The organism is Paenibacillus sp. TY11 (genome assembly GCF_059772165.1).
In genome coordinates this window covers 113,700-129,619 of record NZ_JCBAIQ010000001.1, presented here as the reverse complement: position 1 = coordinate 129,619, position 15,920 = coordinate 113,700, and the positions used below count along the sequence as shown (strand labels likewise).

Genomic DNA, 15,920 nt, shown 5'->3' with positions numbered 1-15,920 from the left:
TTCACTTATAGTCTTGGCTCACTTCCATCTTTGCTAACTCTGTCACCTGTACAGGAGGAAGCGCACCTTCAAATATACTTAGCTCATCAATAGACCCTTTGAACGCAGGGTCCCACCAGTTGACACCTAAGCTGAATGTTCCAGATTTGGAGGTGAAGATATCCGGGAATCCTGAGCCGGTAAATTGAGGATTGCCATTCACATATACGGCTAATACTCCATGATCTACAGTGAAGGCGAGATGTGTCCATTCATTTGCTTTGATCTTCAGGCCGGTACTGCCGGTATACCAGGATGAGCTGCCGGACCAGACCATCGTGTTATCCTTCTCGGGTCCTCTGGGCAGAAGGCTAATCCAGTGGTTACTATCCATAGCTCCAAAAAAAGTAGGTGTATGCAGAGTCAACTCGCTTGGTTTCACCCACAGCGACACGGAATAGGCTGAGCTGGATATGAGTCCCTCAGGTAGAGCAATGCCGGACTTTCCATCAAGGAATACAGCTTGGCCCCTTACGCCTTCAGCGTAGGATACACTTCCTCCCTGGCGATCGATCCGGTCACCAATAACTTCGCCATTAGCAAAAGCATCTTTCTGATCCTCCAGGCTATTTTCAAATGTGTATGACGCAGTCAATGCTGCCTTCTCATAAGGGGATACCGTGATGTTAAAAATTTTGTCCCGACTACGTTCCCCTTTGGTAATGGTAGCTGTCAAAGTGGCTGACACAGCCTTTTCCCCGATCCCGGGACGCTTGATTTCACCTGTATTGGAAATGACACTTGGGTCTGAGGTTTTCCAGGTAATTAAGGATTGTCGACTGCCTTCCTTCGGAAGATTCAAATTAGCCGTCACCCGACTTGTATCGCCAAGATCTAATTCACGATACACACTGTCCACTACTGTCGTATCGGTCATATCAGGGAGCTTACTGCCCCAAGCCATCTCACCTTTATTCGATAAAACTGTAAACGCCAGGATGTATTGATTCGTAACCTGATCCCATTGTCTTAAGAACACCCCATCCAATACAGCACCATCCAGTGTTAATTGGATATTCGCATCTCCCGACTTGCGCCATGTTCCTTGCACATCGCCTTCGATGGTATGATCTGCTCTAAGCTGAATGAATTTTGTATTCTTGATCGTAGCCGAAGAATCACTACCATGATTAATATATTGATAATCGCCAATGAATTGTTTCTCATCCAGCTTTGTAAGCGTCTCGCCACTGTAACGGTAAGGAGCTACGACAGGCCAGTCCTTCTGATTCATAAACATTTGGTGTATACGCAGCTCATGTGTCTCCCCCTGCTGAGGGAATCGGGTATGAAAGACGACAAACATTTGTCCAGTAGCAGGATCGGTGTATACAGAATTGTGTCCAGGGGAAACATAGCCGTAGCCAGTGCCTGTACCGGGGTCTCCTATCTTACTATCGAACAAGAAATTACCTATCAACTTGTTGCCATAAGTTGTATTTTTGGTGTTTGCCGGCAAAACAGCATTCTGTCCTTTGGCATCTTTATAAGGTCCTGTCGGACTCTTGGAACGGAATAACCTCATGTTATACCCTCCGTCGGCTGCAAGACCGCCGTAAGTTACATACAAATAGTAATAACCCGTTTTTGGGTTGTATTCAATATACGGACCTTCCCCGGACTCACCGTATCCACCTGCGATCTTGGTGCCAAAATAACGATCAATCAGACGGCCGTCCTCCGTAGTTCCATCTTGACCTGGATACATGGGTTTGCCAGTTGCCTTATCCAGCTCAAGTAAAAATATTCCCCCGGACCATGATCCATACGTCATCCACAAGCGCCCGTTTGCATCGTAAAAAACGCTTGCATCGATTGCATTTGGGAACATCCGATTCGCATAAGAACCATCGGTATTAAACCATCCCGGTCTAGGACCCTCAAGCTTGCCTTCCTTAATGAGTTGTTGAATCGGCGTATTTGTCCATTTTTTATCTACCTTGCTATCTTTATCGAATGCAGTCTCCTTCGTAAAACCAGTGTGGATAATGGTATCCACATATTGATATGGACCCTCGATTTTGGGTGCAACTGCAATGCCGATCGCGGAACGAATGTAGGTGGAAGATGCGCTATAATAAATCATATATGCCCCTTTTGTTCCATCCTCATTGACATAATGCTCATTCCAAAATACATCGGGCGCCCATACCGAGAATCCTCCCTTACTGTCCGCATCATTCTCACCCGCCCAAGCGAAAGATCCAGCCAGATTCTTCGATAAGTCCCCGTAAAGTGTGTTCCCAGGCGTAGTGTAACCGTTTGCAAAAGAAGTCCAGTTTGTAAGATCTTTTGACTTCGCCGCAGAGATGTGTGACCCAAATACATAATAAGTGTCACCGTCTTTGACAATGGAAGGGTCATGAACCGATACATTAGAGAAGGTTGGCGCATCCTGCTTATTATTCTGGTCTGGCACCGTTGCCGCCGCGTCTATTGCACTTGCACCTAATGGTACGCTTGCAATTGCTAATAATAATGTTAGTGTTATTGCAATGCTTTTCCTGACCTTACGTTTAACAAAACTTCTCATCATACACATTTGCCCCTTTCTAAATTGGAATACAGAGATATATTCTGCTTTCATTGCTAAATACCTTTATATTTATAAATATTATTAATGTATTTATGAATTATATGGCTATAAGGAGGGTCTCAGCATCCAAGCGACTTTGACGCCACTGCTCCACACTTTCTTTTTTGATATGTAGTTGATCCTTCTATACACTACGATATGTAAAATACTATACTCTCTTTTTAGGTAAAATTTATAAATTATGGTTGACGTTATATATTTGTGGGAGTATGCTAGTTTCGAAAAATAACTAGGAGGTTTGTGTATGTTTAGGAAAAAAAAGTTTTTAGGTATGGGGTTAGCAACCATTCTCATGTGCTCCTCACTTTCGGGAAGTCTCGCCTATGCGGAATCGAAGCCTAGTACGTACGATGCTTCATTTTTTGAAAATCTCAAACAGCGGGCCATAGTCCATGAGCTTCAAGAACACAAGATCGCTGTTAATCCGAAGGCATCTATTGCTGAACTGCTGAATACAGCGGATAGTACATCACTAAAGAGTAAGAATAATAGTGATCTACAACATAATCTGGAGAAGCTTAACAAGTCGGAATACATATATCTTACACTCGATGGAGAAGTATACAGCTCAGAAAAGGGTTATGTAGGCATGGCGGATAAAGTTGAATCAAAAGAGGATAGTGTAACGGATGCTACTTATATGAAAACAAACTCTTTGAGTGAACCAAGCAACAAACATGATGTTTCCATATCAAGTAAATATAATCCTACTCCATCGCAAGTAAGTGGAGGAACAACTGGAGCTTTTTCAAGGGTTCAATTGGATTATGATGGTTTTGATGGGGTTAATGCACGTGTGATTCTGCCAAGAGCTGAGGACCTAGGAGCAAACGAACAGCCATGGGCGTATTATGGTTTTGATGCGAAGAATGGACGGAAAATCGAGGGGGGATTTTCCTTTCAAACGGGCCAAAAAAGATACTTAGGATACATTAAAAATGGAGATTATAGATATTCTACAGAGTCGTGGGTAAATTACGAGGGATTTAATTCAGTTAAATTTTATATTGATAATAGTACCTATAACGCTTATCTGTTAGCCTACTACAATCAAATCGTCGTTATGCAAACCTCTTTTGACTCTTCAGACCTATCATCCATGTCTGTTAAGAGAGTGACGGCAATAGCGAAAAAAAACTTTGATGGCAGCAATATCTATGGAAGTGCTATCAATGGGGAGTTTTCAGAATTGGTAGTCTCAAAATTCAATTCAGATTATTATTATCCATGGGATGACTATCGGGATTACTCGTTTTGGGATGGAAGTCAGTGGTTCGGTACGATTGATTGGCCCACCGATTATATTACTCATTTTGGTCCAAGTGTATGGATCAGAAATCCAAACCGATAAGAACAATTAGTTAAACAATGGCTCAAGCTAAAATATACTGAGTAGCATCTGTCATTTCCTTTGTTGTTGGGTGGGACTTACAACAATGTGGCTTGGCAGATGTTTTTCCATGTTAAGCATACTCAACTGGACTCCTCCACCGTAATTTTGGTTTTGAGCCTAAACAAAATAATTAGGAGGGCATTATGAAAATCAAGTTATTAATCAGTATTATGATTGTACTAAGTTTTGCTACTGCACACTCGAATTCGACATCAGCTCAAGCTCAAACCCCCATACATCTGAAGGTCAATGATCATTACGTTCTATATACTTACCCTGCAGCACCTTTCTTGGATAAGAAGGGGAGACTGCTTATACCGCTCCAAGCGGCTGAGGATATACTGGGCGGCAAAGTAAGTTATAATGCAGCGAACAAGACGGCTGCTGTTGATCTGTTGGGGCGTAATGTAACGGCTACGATTGGATCACCCGAAATATCAGTTAACGGTGAGTCGGTGACAATGGACACAGTCCCCATCATGAAAAGCAACGCGATGTTTTTGCCGGTATCCATTTTGTTGAAGGATACAGATGCGAAGATGGAGTGGGATCCCCAACGTGGCTTATTGAAACTAAGACATGATAGCTTTACGGAGAGTCCAGTTCTTATGAGGTTTAAGGGACAAGACTTGGCCCAAGTCATTGATGCGAATGCATTTAATCTTATTTCCTTTGACTGGGATCGCAAGAAAGGCATATTGGATATTTATGCTATGTACGAGGGCGGCTTATCACCTGCTTCCAGGCAAATCGACTTTAATCCTATGATTGTTTATAGCAAAGGGACCTATAGTGTAAATCCTTATTCTAGACCCAGTATGTTTTACAAAGTGAAAATCACCACTCCTGGTAATTTGGTTTATACAAGAAATATAGATACGACCAATGCGGATAAAGATTATGTAAAATATATTACTTCCGTAGGAAGGTTGATTAACTGATTGTTCGGATTTCTAAAAATTGCAGTTATGAAAAAGAAGACAGGGAAGCTATTTTCCTTGTCTTCTTTTCTGTCAAGAAAGTCTATTTTTGGACTCCCTCTTATTTATAGTATTTATTCACTTAGTAGTTAAAGGTCGCCAGTGTGCTGTTGTTTTCGTTTGAATGAACAACACCTTTTACACGTGATACATTTTTATTTCTAATATCTGAAATAATATCTTCTTGGATCCTATTCTTTTGGTAGTAAGTTAGACTATTCCAATCATCCGTTTTAACATAAGCATCCACAGTAACTTCACTGGAGTCGCCCTTTACGCTAAAGTCTATAGAAACATTATTGTATTTGCGGTCAAAGTCGTTGAGTAATACTCTTTTGAGTTCACTTAGATCAATTTTAGAGGATAGCTTTTCCAGATCCACATTTCCTTTGCTATCGGATTCAAAGGTTGCAAGTTTGTTTCCATTATTGGAATTTTTGACGATTCCTTCAATATCAGCATCTTTAAAGGATTTCAAAATATCATTCGAAATATCTTCAAGATAAGATTCTTGTCTACTGCTTGAAATATCGTTCCATCTACTTTCTGTCAACTCAATAGTCACAGTAATATCGTTTTTATCACCTTTCAAGGTAATATCTGCATTGGCATTATTTTTATCGCGATAGTCTCTATTCAACTGGCGTTCAAGATCCTTCAATGTATCCGTGCTACTTTTGCTGGCTGTATCTTTTAGCGTCTGGTTGTCTTTTTGCAATTGAGCGATGGTAGCATCTTTTGTCGTGTTTGCTGCTTTTGCCGTATTCAGCTCCTGAGTCAGCGTGGTAATCTGATTGTTCAGTGCTGTAACTGTGGATTGATCAATCGGAACGCTTTTGTCAGCAATAACTACGCGTTTGTTCGTTCCGTCCCAATCTACTTTTTTATCCAAAGCCGTACCTGCCAGACGAAGCGGGAGATACGTCACGCCATCCATCATAAATGGTTCGGTTTTAGCATCATAAGGAACTTCAGTTCCGTTATAGATGATTTTGATATTGTTATATACTGCTTGGATCGGCTTAGTCACTTGTGCGGCATATGTGGATTGGCTGAAAAGAGCCCCGGATATGGCCAAGGCGGATACGGCAGTGATGATGACAGGTTTTTTGATAGATTTCAGTGATTTCATTCGTTGGTCTACCCCTTTATTTAAGAATTATAGCCTGGTTCATAGACTAGAGTAACATTAATGCCTACAAAATCCAACAGCTTGGAGAGTCATTATGGGTTGTGCTTATATTGGTTAGACGCAAAAGCAACCGTAAAAGTTGCCCTGTTTGCGTAAAAGTTTTTCCAAAAAAAATGGATCAAAACAAAACAAGCCCCGCTGCCCAATACAGCAGAACTTGTTTGTTGAACAGTGCGTCAAGGTATCAAAAGTTGGATTAATTGTGGTCCCTCAGCTTGCCTGCTGTTTCCTGAAGATGGCCTTTGGCCTTATCCAGTTTACCCTCGACTTGAAGGGACTTATTATCCGTGGCGTTCCCGATTTGGTCCTTGATTTCACCTTTGGCTTTGTTCACATTACCTTTGATTTTATCGCTAATTCCATTATCCTTCATGTTGAAGCCCTCCTTATGTGGTCGAACCTTCTTTCAGCATGCTGTAGTTAGTCATTACCCGAGCGAGGGGAATACGAAACCTGAGGCTGTATATCACAGACAGGGGTATAATGTTGAGATATGGGTTAAATCAGAACGTGAAGTGGGGAGTGAGCGTATGCTCAAAATTTTATTGTTTATTCTCGTTATTCAAATTATTTATGTGTCGGCGTATACACTGCGCATGATTTTGACGCTGAAAGGACAGAAATACATTGCTGCGCTCATTAGCACCGTGGAAGTTACGGTCTATGTGTTGGGCTTGAATGTTGTGCTTAAGTATCTGGATCAAGTGGCAAGTCTTGCAGTATACGCCATTGGCTACGCATTGGGTATTCTTATTGGAGCATGGATTGAGGAAAAAATAGCGCTCGGTTACGTCACCGTTAAGGTGATCAGCAATGAGATCAATGGAGGAATTGCCAACGCGCTGCGGGACAAAGGATACGGCGTTACAGCCTGGCTGGGCAGTGGACGTGATGGAGAGCGCCTGGTGATGGAAATTTTGGCTAAACGAAAAAACCAGAATAAGCTGTATCAGTCCATTTTGGAGCTGGATCCTAAGGCTTTTGTCATTACGGTAGAGCCGAAGCAGTTTCATGGCGGCTTCTGGACCAAGGCTATCCGTAAATAAATATTTTGGTAAAATGCGCATATTTTTCGGAGGTTGGAGCATATTAATACCCGCACAGGTGAGAATTTTGTAAAAATCCAATAAGCGACTTCCGATGAACAAGATATAGATCGAAATGGTTTAGTTCGTCTATATCTTGCACTTCGGAGCGACTGGAATCGGATTTTTAAAAATTCTGGCACATATGAGAATTAACAGTATGCCGACAGGGGATATTACCCTATAAAAACCGAGGGGGGATATAGATGTACAGACGCCAGGCCCCGGAAATCATTCCAGAGGAAAATACGGCTATTTGGTCGTGTACAAACGAGGGTTGCAACGGTTGGATGCGAACGGATTTCACCTTTTTGAACGAGCCAGCTTGTCCATTTTGCCAAGCCTCGATGGGGCAGGAAATGCGGATGCTGCCGATTCTCAATCGGGCGGGCAATTCCTTTGTCGCCCAGCGCTCCTAAGATAATCACCCTGCAGAATCTATGAACGTCAAAAGCCGCTCCAGCGACATGCTGAGCGGCTTTTGGTTGTGGAATATTGAGAATAGGAATCACCTGTCCCAAAACAGGTATGCGTTGATCATGGCCTCTCGATGGGCTGCACGGAATCACGATATACAATATGTCCCTGCACAAGGACTCGACCAAAACGACTGCCGGGATGGCTTATTTTTTTCATCATCGAATCAATAGCGGTACGAGCCATCTGTTCAATGTCTACTCCGACCGTGGTCAGTTGCGGAACAATAAGAGTGGCGTATACATCGTTGTCAAAGCCGACTACAGAGCAGTCCTCAGGCACGCGGTATCCCAGAGCAATTAGCTTATGCACCAGATTGTGAGCGACCTGATCGCAGTTACATACGAAGGCAGTCGGTAGTGGCTGAGGAAGCTCCATTTCAACAAAAGTACCTTCGTCGTCCCGGTCACTGAGCACCCACTCGTTACGGAGGGGCAACCTGTGCTCCAGCAGGGATTTATAGTAGCCGAGGAAACGATCCTGAATACTGCTGGTGGAATAGAGATTGCCCACATATGCAATATCCCGGTGTCCCTGGGCGATCAAATAGTTGGTCAGCTCGTAGGCTCCGTAAAAATTATCCGTCACCACGGAGTCGATATCGGCGTGCTCATCATAAAAATCGAGAAACATTTTGGGCAGGTCCATGGTTTGTACAAGCTCGATATATGGCTTGCTCACTTGGCCCAGGAGAATGAAGCCGTCCACCTTGCGGTCGTAATAGATACGTGGCAGATTAAGCTGTTCCTCGTCTTCGCGATGGAGGATGTGAAGGATGCCGTAGTAGCCGTATGGCTCCAGTGCCCGTGAAATTTGCTGGTAGATGTGCAGATAAAACGATTGGCCGGGGCCGGTAAAACGTTCGGGGATTACAACACCAATGTTATAGGTGAGGCCCTCTTTCATGGACTTGGCAACGGTGTTGAAACGATAACCCATTTCGCCCGCAAGCGTCTTAATACGCTCTTTTAACTCCTCGCTAACCCCATCCTTGTCATTGAGCGCCTTCGACACGGTCACGCTGCTTACTCCCAGCTTATCTGCAATATCCCGCATCGTTACGTTGCTCTTCATTCCTGTTCCGCCTTCCAATTTTAAAAAGATAAGCATTTTGCATAAATCCAGAGAACGGATGCAAAATGCTGGGATAAATATCATTAGCTTTGCCGCCTGTAAAGATACAAAAAACTTAGCAGCATAGCTGCTCTGTAAAGATACAAAGGCTAGCAGCATAGCTGCCCATAGAACAACTATTAGCCCGCGGGTAACAGTTGTTCTATGGATAGTATACATGGTTCCGCAAGCAGGATAAAGCTTGCGCTTATGTCCGCTGGGAAGGACGGGAGCGTGCTTGCAATAGCGCTTCATTGTGATGGATCAGCTCGCGGCGGACAGCGGCGCTGCTGAGAGAACGCAACGGGTCGGAAGGTGTATTGAATGTGTAGTCCTCCAGTCGGTCGATGGTGGTCGTCGCTACGTGGATACGGGTATCACTGGACGCGTAGTAAATAAAGACTTCATCTTGTTCGTTAACGACTGCCCCATTGCAGAAAATAACATTCGAAACGTCGCCCACGCGTTCCTCATCATAAGGAGCCAGAAAGTGCCCACCGGGCTTGGCGATGACGCGCGTAGGATCTTCCAGACTGGTGGCAAAGGTATACAGCACATATCGCAGCCCGGCGGCCGTATTGCGTACTCCGTGAGCGATATGAATCCAACCGCGATTCGTCTTGATCGGGGCAGGGCCTTGCCCGTTCTTGGCTTCGTACACCGTATGATAACAGCGCTCATCAATGACGGTTTCACGTTCAATCACGGGCTGTGTAATATCTTTGCACAGGCCGAAGGCGATGCCACCGCCCGAGCCGGTGGAAATAAAACCGTCCTGGGGACGAGTATAGAAGGCGTATTGACCGTCCACAAATTCGGGGTGCAGGACAACGTTGCGCTGCTGCGGGGACTGGGTAGTGATGTTGGGAAGCCGGGTCCATGTGCGAAGATCACGAGTGCGGACCAGTCCGGCCTGAGCGACAGCGCTGGAGGTATCGTGGGGTGGCGCGTCAGGGTCTTTTTTTTCCGAGCAATAAATGCCGTAAATCCAGCCGTCCTCATGCTTCACTAGCCGCATATCGTACATGTTTGTTTCTTCCGGGTCGATATCATCCCATACTAGAGGAGCGTCAATGAACCGAAACTGATCAATGCCGTTATCGCTCTCTGCCAAGGCGAAAAATGATTTTCGATCCAGTCCCTCGGTGCGCGAAACAAGAATGTATTTTCCTTCATGATAGATCGCCCCAGGATTCAATGCCGCATTTACACCCAGCCGCTCCATAAAAAAGGGATTGGTTTGTGCATCCAGATCAAACCGCCAGTGAAGTGGAACATGATGGCGTGTGAGCACTGGGTAGAGGTAGCGTTCGTAGATGCCATTATAAAAGGAAGTTTTAACCTCGTTGGGGCGTGTAATCAGTTCCTCTTGCTGCAATAGCAGCTCATCGTATTTGCTATGGATCATTGGTTTTCCATCCTTTCCAGCATTTCTATGCAAAATCGGCTGTTATGATAAGGGCACTTCCAAGGTCCTGCAATCTCTCTCGCATCAGGCTTACCATCCGCTTGAACCGACCAGAACCATTCACCCCCGGGACGCGGATCGATGATATATTGCCGGGTATAGGCCCATAGATTTTTCACAATTTGCAAAAATCGTTCGTCCTGTGTCCGTTGAAACGCATTGTAAAAGCCAACCATCCCCTCGGCTTGTACCCACCATATACGTGAGGTGTCTACCCGATCTCCCTCCCGCTCGTTGATGAGCGAGCCATCCGGCTGAACAGCGCGCTCTGCCACTGCGTTGGCAATATCCATCACCATGTTCACGTACTCTGATGGATAATAACCCAGCACATTCATAGCGTCCTCAATCAACCAGCTGGCTTCGATGTCGTGACCGTATGAGGTCAGGTCGAGCAGAGAGCGCCATTCATGGTCGAAAAATACCCCCAGTCGTCGGGCAGAAGCATCGTAAACACGATGATATAAAATGTTCAGTACGTTCGTCAGCGCATCCCGAACCTCTTCATTTGGCCAGACGCGCAGCAATTGGGTATACGCCTCCAAAATATGAATATGCGTATTCATGGTGATATGCGCGGTAACCCCGTTTTCGCTGAGTAGCTCATTAGGCTGCGTGTTCCACAAGCGGTCATATTGTTCGCCGTATGCCTGTCGGGTGCGATCATATCCTTTTTGCTCCAGTAGGTGAAACAACTCCATAGCTAGTGGTAATGCATTCGGGTCGTCCGTGGCTCGTGCATACTCTGCCAGCGCATAGATCGCGAATGCCTGTGCGTAGACATGCTTGCGCGTGTCTACAGGTTGCCCGGTGTAGTCCACCATCCAGTACATTCCTCCATGTAACGGATCTCGCAGGTGATCTCGCAGGAATGTGAATGCATGTCGTGCGGCTTCCGCATAGGTGTCTTCCCCCGTTACACGGGCAGTCGCCGAGAATGACCAGAGTAGCCGTGCAGTGGCAATCCCGCCTTTGTCCGCTTGGCTATGAATGTGCAGATCCACATCCACCTCGCCGTAAAATCCGCCATGCGTTTCATCCTTCAGCCCGAGCCAGAATGGGAGTATGTGTTCCTTCCATTCCTGTCTAATTTCGTGCAGTAGTGTTTCCAAGAGACAAAGCCTCCTTCGGAAAATTTATTATTAAGTTATCGTTAACTTTACAAAGAGTATCATAGCCATGTGTTTGCGAACTGTCAACTATCCTCGACTCGCGTTTTCCCAAAAGAAACAAGCCCATGGCCCGTACAAATAAATAATGTAATTGACAAAGTAAGCGCTATCATAATAGAATAAATTTTGTTAGCTTAACGATAACCTTATTCTAAAAAATGGGAGGGGTCGTTTCATGAAGTTGTCTAAAGTTTTGGTGCCATTGTTGTCGGTGCTATTGTTAGCGGGGTTGTTTGCAGGATGTGCCCCAAAAGGATCAGATGCACCAGCAGCCAGCTCTGATCCAAAGGATGTGGAGGGTGAAATCACGGTTATTACACAACGGACAGATATTGTAGATACCGTGTTTCAAGACTACGCGAAGGAATTCAACAAGCTTTATCCGAACGTAAAAGTTAATTTTCAAGCGTTAGCCGATTATGAGAGCCAAATTAAAATTCGGATGGGGACCAGGGATTACGGAGATGTTTTGCTTATTCCTACCAGTATTCCCATTGCAGAACTACCCGAATTTTTCGAACCACTGGGCACTTATGAGGAGATGAAAAGCAAGTATACCGGCATTGAAGAACGTATGGTGGACAACAACGTCTACGGTATTCCGGTAGCGATTACGTATTCCGGTGTGATTTATAACCAAAAAGTGTTTAAGGACGCGGGAATCACGCAAATTCCCAAAACCACAGATCAATTCCTGAAAGCGCTACAGCAGATTAAGGACAAAACCAAGGCGGTGCCGCTGTTTACAAACTATGCCTCTGGGTGGGCACTGACCCAGTGGGAAGCTGATTTGGCAACAGTGGCGGGTACGAAGGAATATGTGAATGTCACACAGCCGAATACAGATGACAATTTTACGAAGGGTCAGCCCCACTATGAACTGTACAAGGTCCTGTACGATGCGGCTAAAAATGGTCTGATCGAAAAAGACCCAACTACTACGGATTGGGAGACCTCCAAGGCGGATATGGCTCAAGGCAAAATCGGTACGATGGTACTTGGCTCTTGGGTGATTGACCAGATCAAAAGCATAGCCACCAACAAGGACGATATCGGGTTTATGCCTTTTCCGACGAATGCCTCCAAGGTGCTTGTTCCGCTGGCAGCCGATTACAACCTCGGTATTAACGTAAACAGTGAAAATAAAGCGGCGGCTCGTGCTTGGGTGGATTGGTTTACCAACAAGTCCAACTATGCCGTAGAGCAGGCGGGCAGCATTAGTCCGGTGAAGGGTGCAGAACTGCCCGACATTTTGAAGCAATACGGAGATCAAGGAGTCGTTTTTGAAACGCTCACTCCGTCTCCAAAAGGACAGGAAGGGATTGTCGATAAAATCGACAAAAAGGGGGAGATCGGCTTGTGGCAGCCGGACTTCAAGAAACGGATTATTGAGGCAGCAGTCGGTAACCGCCCGGAATCGTATGACACCATTATGAAGGATCTGAACGACGCATGGGTGAAGGCGCGTGCTGAAGTGGCTGCGAAGGAAGCCAAATAGTCATCTGAACTGACGATAAGAAAGGATCGACGTAGCAGTCGATGGACGGATAGCCAGGAGGTGCAGCATGTTTAAATTTTCGAATCTCAGCTACTCCAAACAAAGATTGGCGATTATTGCAGCCTTTTCATTTATTCCGCTAGCGCTGCTGATCACTTTTGCGTACTTGCCGGTGATCAACATGTTCAAATACAGCTTTTCGGACTGGAACGGCTATAGTAAGCGTCTGGAATATGTGGGCTTTGAAAACTATATCAAAATCTTTACCGATCCTGAGTATTTCTCGGTATTTAAGGTCAGTCTGTATTACTTTGTCGCTACGTTTATACAGATGGGATTGGCTCTTTATTTTGCGACCATTCTCAGCTTCCAAACCTGGTTTAAAAATGTGTTTAAAGGCATTTTATTTTTCCCTTCCCTGATGAACGGGGTGGCTATTGGTTTTATTTTCCTATTCTTCTTCAAGCCGGACGGCACACTGGATACACTACTTCAGGCACTGGGGCTGGGTTCGTATATCAAGCTGTGGCTGGGCAACCCGGAGATTATCAATATTTCACTGGCTGGCACGTCGATCTGGAGATACATGGGCTTTAATTTTATTGTGTTCCTCGGTGCGATTTCCTCCATATCAAGTGATCTGTATGAAGCATCTGATATGGACGGGGCTAACCGCTGGCATCAGTTCCGACATATTATTTTGCCGAGTATCAAGCAGATTTTACAGTTGAATCTCATCTTGGCGATTAGCGGGGCGATCAGTGCATTCGACATCCCGTATATTATGACTGGCGGCTCCAACGGCAGTAAAACGTTCGTCATCCAAACGATTGATGTGGCGTTCAAATACAGCAAGGTCGGTCTGGCCTCGGCGCTGGCAGTTATTTTGCTGCTAATCGTGGTTGTTGTTACGATGCTTCAACGTTTGCTGATTCGGGGAGAGGAGGACTAACCGTGTATATGTTGAAAAGAGTGCTGGCGAACGGCATCAAATATGCCGCGTTACTGCTAGGTGCGTTCGTCGCTCTGTTGCCGATTGTCGTGATCTTGTTTGCTTCCTTGAAGACGAAGGCTGAATATGCGGCAACCAGTCCTTTGACTCCCCCGGACAACTGGCTGAATTGGGCGAACTACGTCAAAGCCTTTGTCAATGGAAATATGCTAACCGGATTTATGAACACGGCCTTTATTCTACTGGTCTCGATCATTGGGGCCACGTTGACGGGTTCCATGATCGCGTATATTTTGAACCGTTTTAAATTTAAGGGCAAAAGCCTTATGCTCGGAGCGTTCCTGCTCGCGACCCTCATTCCGGGGGTAACGACACAGGTATCCACATTCCAAATTATCAACAAGCTGGAGCTGTTTAACACGCCTTGGGCGGCTATCTTGCTGTATTTGGGAACGGATATTATTGCGGTGTATATTTTTCTGCAGTTTCTGGATTCTATCGCGGTGGCGCTGGATGAATCGGCCATGCTGGATGGGGCCTCCTATCTGACGATCTACTGGAGAATTGTTTTGCCCCTGTTGAAGCCCGCCATTGTGACCGTGATTATTATCAAGGGCGTCAATATTTACAATGATTTTTACACCCCGTTCCTGTATATGCCCAAAACAAGCCTTCAGGTCATATCTACGGCGCTGTTCAAGTTTAAAGGGCCATATGGCTCGCAATGGGAAGTCATTAGCGCGGGTATTATCATTGCCATCATTCCGACGCTGGTTGCGTTTTTATCATTACAGAAATATATCTATAACGGATTCGCGCAAGGTTCAGTGAAATAGAATAACGGTGAAATAGAAAAATCAGTGAAATCAAGTATCTCGGTGAGAGGAGAGTATACGTATGAGTAAATTGAATGTGGATTTAGATGTAGGTGACGTACGCATTGTGGGAGACAGCCTGGCGGAAATGCCGTGGCAAGATAAGCCGGAAGGTGGCGAGGCTACGGTATGGAGGCATAGTGAGAATCCGGTCATTGGACGGAATCCGGTGCCGGGCATTGCCCGTATTTTCAACAGTGCAGTAGCTCCGTATGAAGGGCGGTTTGTGGGGGTGTTTCGGGCCGAAACGATTAATGGACGCCCGCATTTGCATCTGGGCTGGAGTGACGACGGGTTGGCTTGGGACATTGAAACGGAACGTTTGCATTTGGTCGATGAGGCAGGAAACGATTACCAGCCTAATTATGCTTATGATCCGCGCCTGGTTCGAGTGGAGGATACGTATTATATCATCTGGTGTACAGATTTTTACGGTGCGGCGTTGGGTATAGCGCAAACGAAGGATTTTAAAAGCTTTGTACGATTGGAAAATCCATTCCTGCCGTTTAATCGCAACGGTGTGCTGTTCCCCCGCAAACTAAATGGAAACTTTGTGCTGCTATCCCGTCCGAGCGACAGCGGTCATACGCCGTTTGGGGATATTTTTCTAAGTGAAAGCCCGGATCTGGTGTACTGGGGCAAGCACCGTCATGTGATGAGCAAGGGTGGACAGGGCTGGTGGCAATCGGTAAAGATTGGCGGTGGACCGGCTCCGATTGAGACGACAGAGGGCTGGCTGATGTTCTATCACGGGGTGACAGGCACGTGTAATGGGCTAGTATACAGTATGGGCGTAGCCGTTCTTGACCTGGATGATCCGTCTAAAGTTAAATATCGTTCCTCTAATTTCGTGTTGACCCCGGAGGAATGGTACGAAGAACGGGGCTTTGTGCCGAATGTGGTGTTCCCGTGTGCTACGCTGCATGATGCGGACACCGGACGGATTGCGATTTATTATGGAGCCGCCGATACGTATGTAGGTATCGCATACACGACAGTATCCGACATTATAAAGTATGTCATCGCAACGGATGAAGTGGTCGCAGACGACCGTGAGTCGGGCCGGATGTAGGAGGGAAC

At 45.6% G+C, this 15,920-nt stretch carries 14 protein-coding genes; 8 read left to right on the top strand and 6 right to left on the bottom strand.

Features of this window, described 5'->3' with window-relative positions; genetic code table 11:
* Position 1 precedes the first annotated feature (1 nt).
* Entirely contained in the window at positions 2–2,575 is a 2,574-nt protein-coding gene (locus tag AC6EJC_RS00605) for a LamG-like jellyroll fold domain-containing protein (protein ID WP_444952264.1), read from the bottom strand.
* Between the two features lie 304 nt (positions 2,576–2,879).
* Between AC6EJC_RS00605 and AC6EJC_RS00600 the strand changes: the two genes are divergently transcribed.
* Together AC6EJC_RS00600 and AC6EJC_RS00595 are read left to right on the top strand one after the other, a co-directional pair.
* Complete coding sequence (locus AC6EJC_RS00600) at positions 2,880–3,986, top strand: hypothetical protein (RefSeq protein WP_444952263.1); 1,107 nt, start codon at positions 2,880–2,882, stop codon at positions 3,984–3,986.
* Between the two features lie 185 nt (positions 3,987–4,171).
* Positions 4,172–4,969 (top strand): copper amine oxidase N-terminal domain-containing protein, encoded by a 798-nt coding sequence (locus tag AC6EJC_RS00595; protein WP_444952262.1) that lies wholly within the window; start codon positions 4,172–4,174, stop codon positions 4,967–4,969.
* Positions 4,970–5,090: 121 nt separating this feature from the next.
* Here AC6EJC_RS00595 and AC6EJC_RS00590 read toward each other — a convergent pair whose 3' ends face one another.
* Entirely contained in the window at positions 5,091–6,140 is a 1,050-nt protein-coding gene (locus tag AC6EJC_RS00590; protein ID WP_444952261.1) for a stalk domain-containing protein, read from the bottom strand.
* A gap of 256 nt (positions 6,141–6,396) precedes the next feature.
* Positions 6,397–6,573, bottom strand: a complete 177-nt coding sequence (locus AC6EJC_RS00585) for a CsbD family protein (protein ID WP_444952260.1) — start codon at positions 6,571–6,573, stop codon at positions 6,397–6,399.
* Between the two features lie 157 nt (positions 6,574–6,730).
* On the opposite strand from AC6EJC_RS00585, the gene AC6EJC_RS00580 reads away from it, so the two are divergent.
* Positions 6,731–7,246: a DUF2179 domain-containing protein gene (locus AC6EJC_RS00580; protein WP_023990890.1), complete on the top strand. Its 516-nt coding sequence runs from the start codon at positions 6,731–6,733 to the stop codon at positions 7,244–7,246.
* A gap of 245 nt (positions 7,247–7,491) precedes the next feature.
* Positions 7,492–7,704, top strand: coding sequence for a cold-shock protein (locus tag AC6EJC_RS00575; protein ID WP_025721956.1), 213 nt, complete (start codon positions 7,492–7,494; stop codon positions 7,702–7,704).
* Positions 7,705–7,822: 118 nt separating this feature from the next.
* Here the strand turns inward: AC6EJC_RS00575 and AC6EJC_RS00570 are convergent, their stop codons facing one another.
* From AC6EJC_RS00570 to AC6EJC_RS00560, 3 genes are all read right to left on the bottom strand, one after another.
* The gene (locus tag AC6EJC_RS00570; RefSeq protein ID WP_444952259.1) at positions 7,823–8,836 is read right to left on the bottom strand and encodes a substrate-binding domain-containing protein; all 1,014 of its coding nucleotides are present in this window, start codon (positions 8,834–8,836) and stop codon (positions 7,823–7,825) included.
* A gap of 247 nt (positions 8,837–9,083) precedes the next feature.
* Entirely contained in the window at positions 9,084–10,283 is a 1,200-nt protein-coding gene (locus AC6EJC_RS00565) for a glycoside hydrolase family 130 protein (protein WP_444952258.1), read from the bottom strand.
* Entirely contained in the window at positions 10,280–11,455 is a 1,176-nt protein-coding gene (locus AC6EJC_RS00560) for an AGE family epimerase/isomerase (protein ID WP_444952257.1), read from the bottom strand. Before AC6EJC_RS00560 ends, AC6EJC_RS00565 begins: the two co-directional genes overlap by 4 nt.
* A 235-nt stretch (positions 11,456–11,690) precedes the next feature.
* Between AC6EJC_RS00560 and AC6EJC_RS00555 the strand changes: the two genes are divergently transcribed.
* From AC6EJC_RS00555 to AC6EJC_RS00540, 4 genes are all read left to right on the top strand, one after another.
* Positions 11,691–13,013 (top strand): ABC transporter substrate-binding protein, encoded by a 1,323-nt coding sequence (locus AC6EJC_RS00555; RefSeq protein WP_444952256.1) that lies wholly within the window; start codon positions 11,691–11,693, stop codon positions 13,011–13,013.
* A gap of 67 nt (positions 13,014–13,080) precedes the next feature.
* Positions 13,081–13,965 (top strand): carbohydrate ABC transporter permease, encoded by an 885-nt coding sequence (locus AC6EJC_RS00550; protein ID WP_444952255.1) that lies wholly within the window; start codon positions 13,081–13,083, stop codon positions 13,963–13,965.
* 2 nt (positions 13,966–13,967) lie between these two features.
* Positions 13,968–14,801: a carbohydrate ABC transporter permease gene (locus AC6EJC_RS00545; protein ID WP_444952254.1), complete on the top strand. Its 834-nt coding sequence runs from the start codon at positions 13,968–13,970 to the stop codon at positions 14,799–14,801.
* A gap of 61 nt (positions 14,802–14,862) precedes the next feature.
* Positions 14,863–15,912, top strand: coding sequence for a glycoside hydrolase family 130 protein (locus AC6EJC_RS00540; protein WP_444952253.1), 1,050 nt, complete (start codon positions 14,863–14,865; stop codon positions 15,910–15,912).
* The last annotated feature ends 8 nt before the right edge of the window (positions 15,913–15,920 follow it).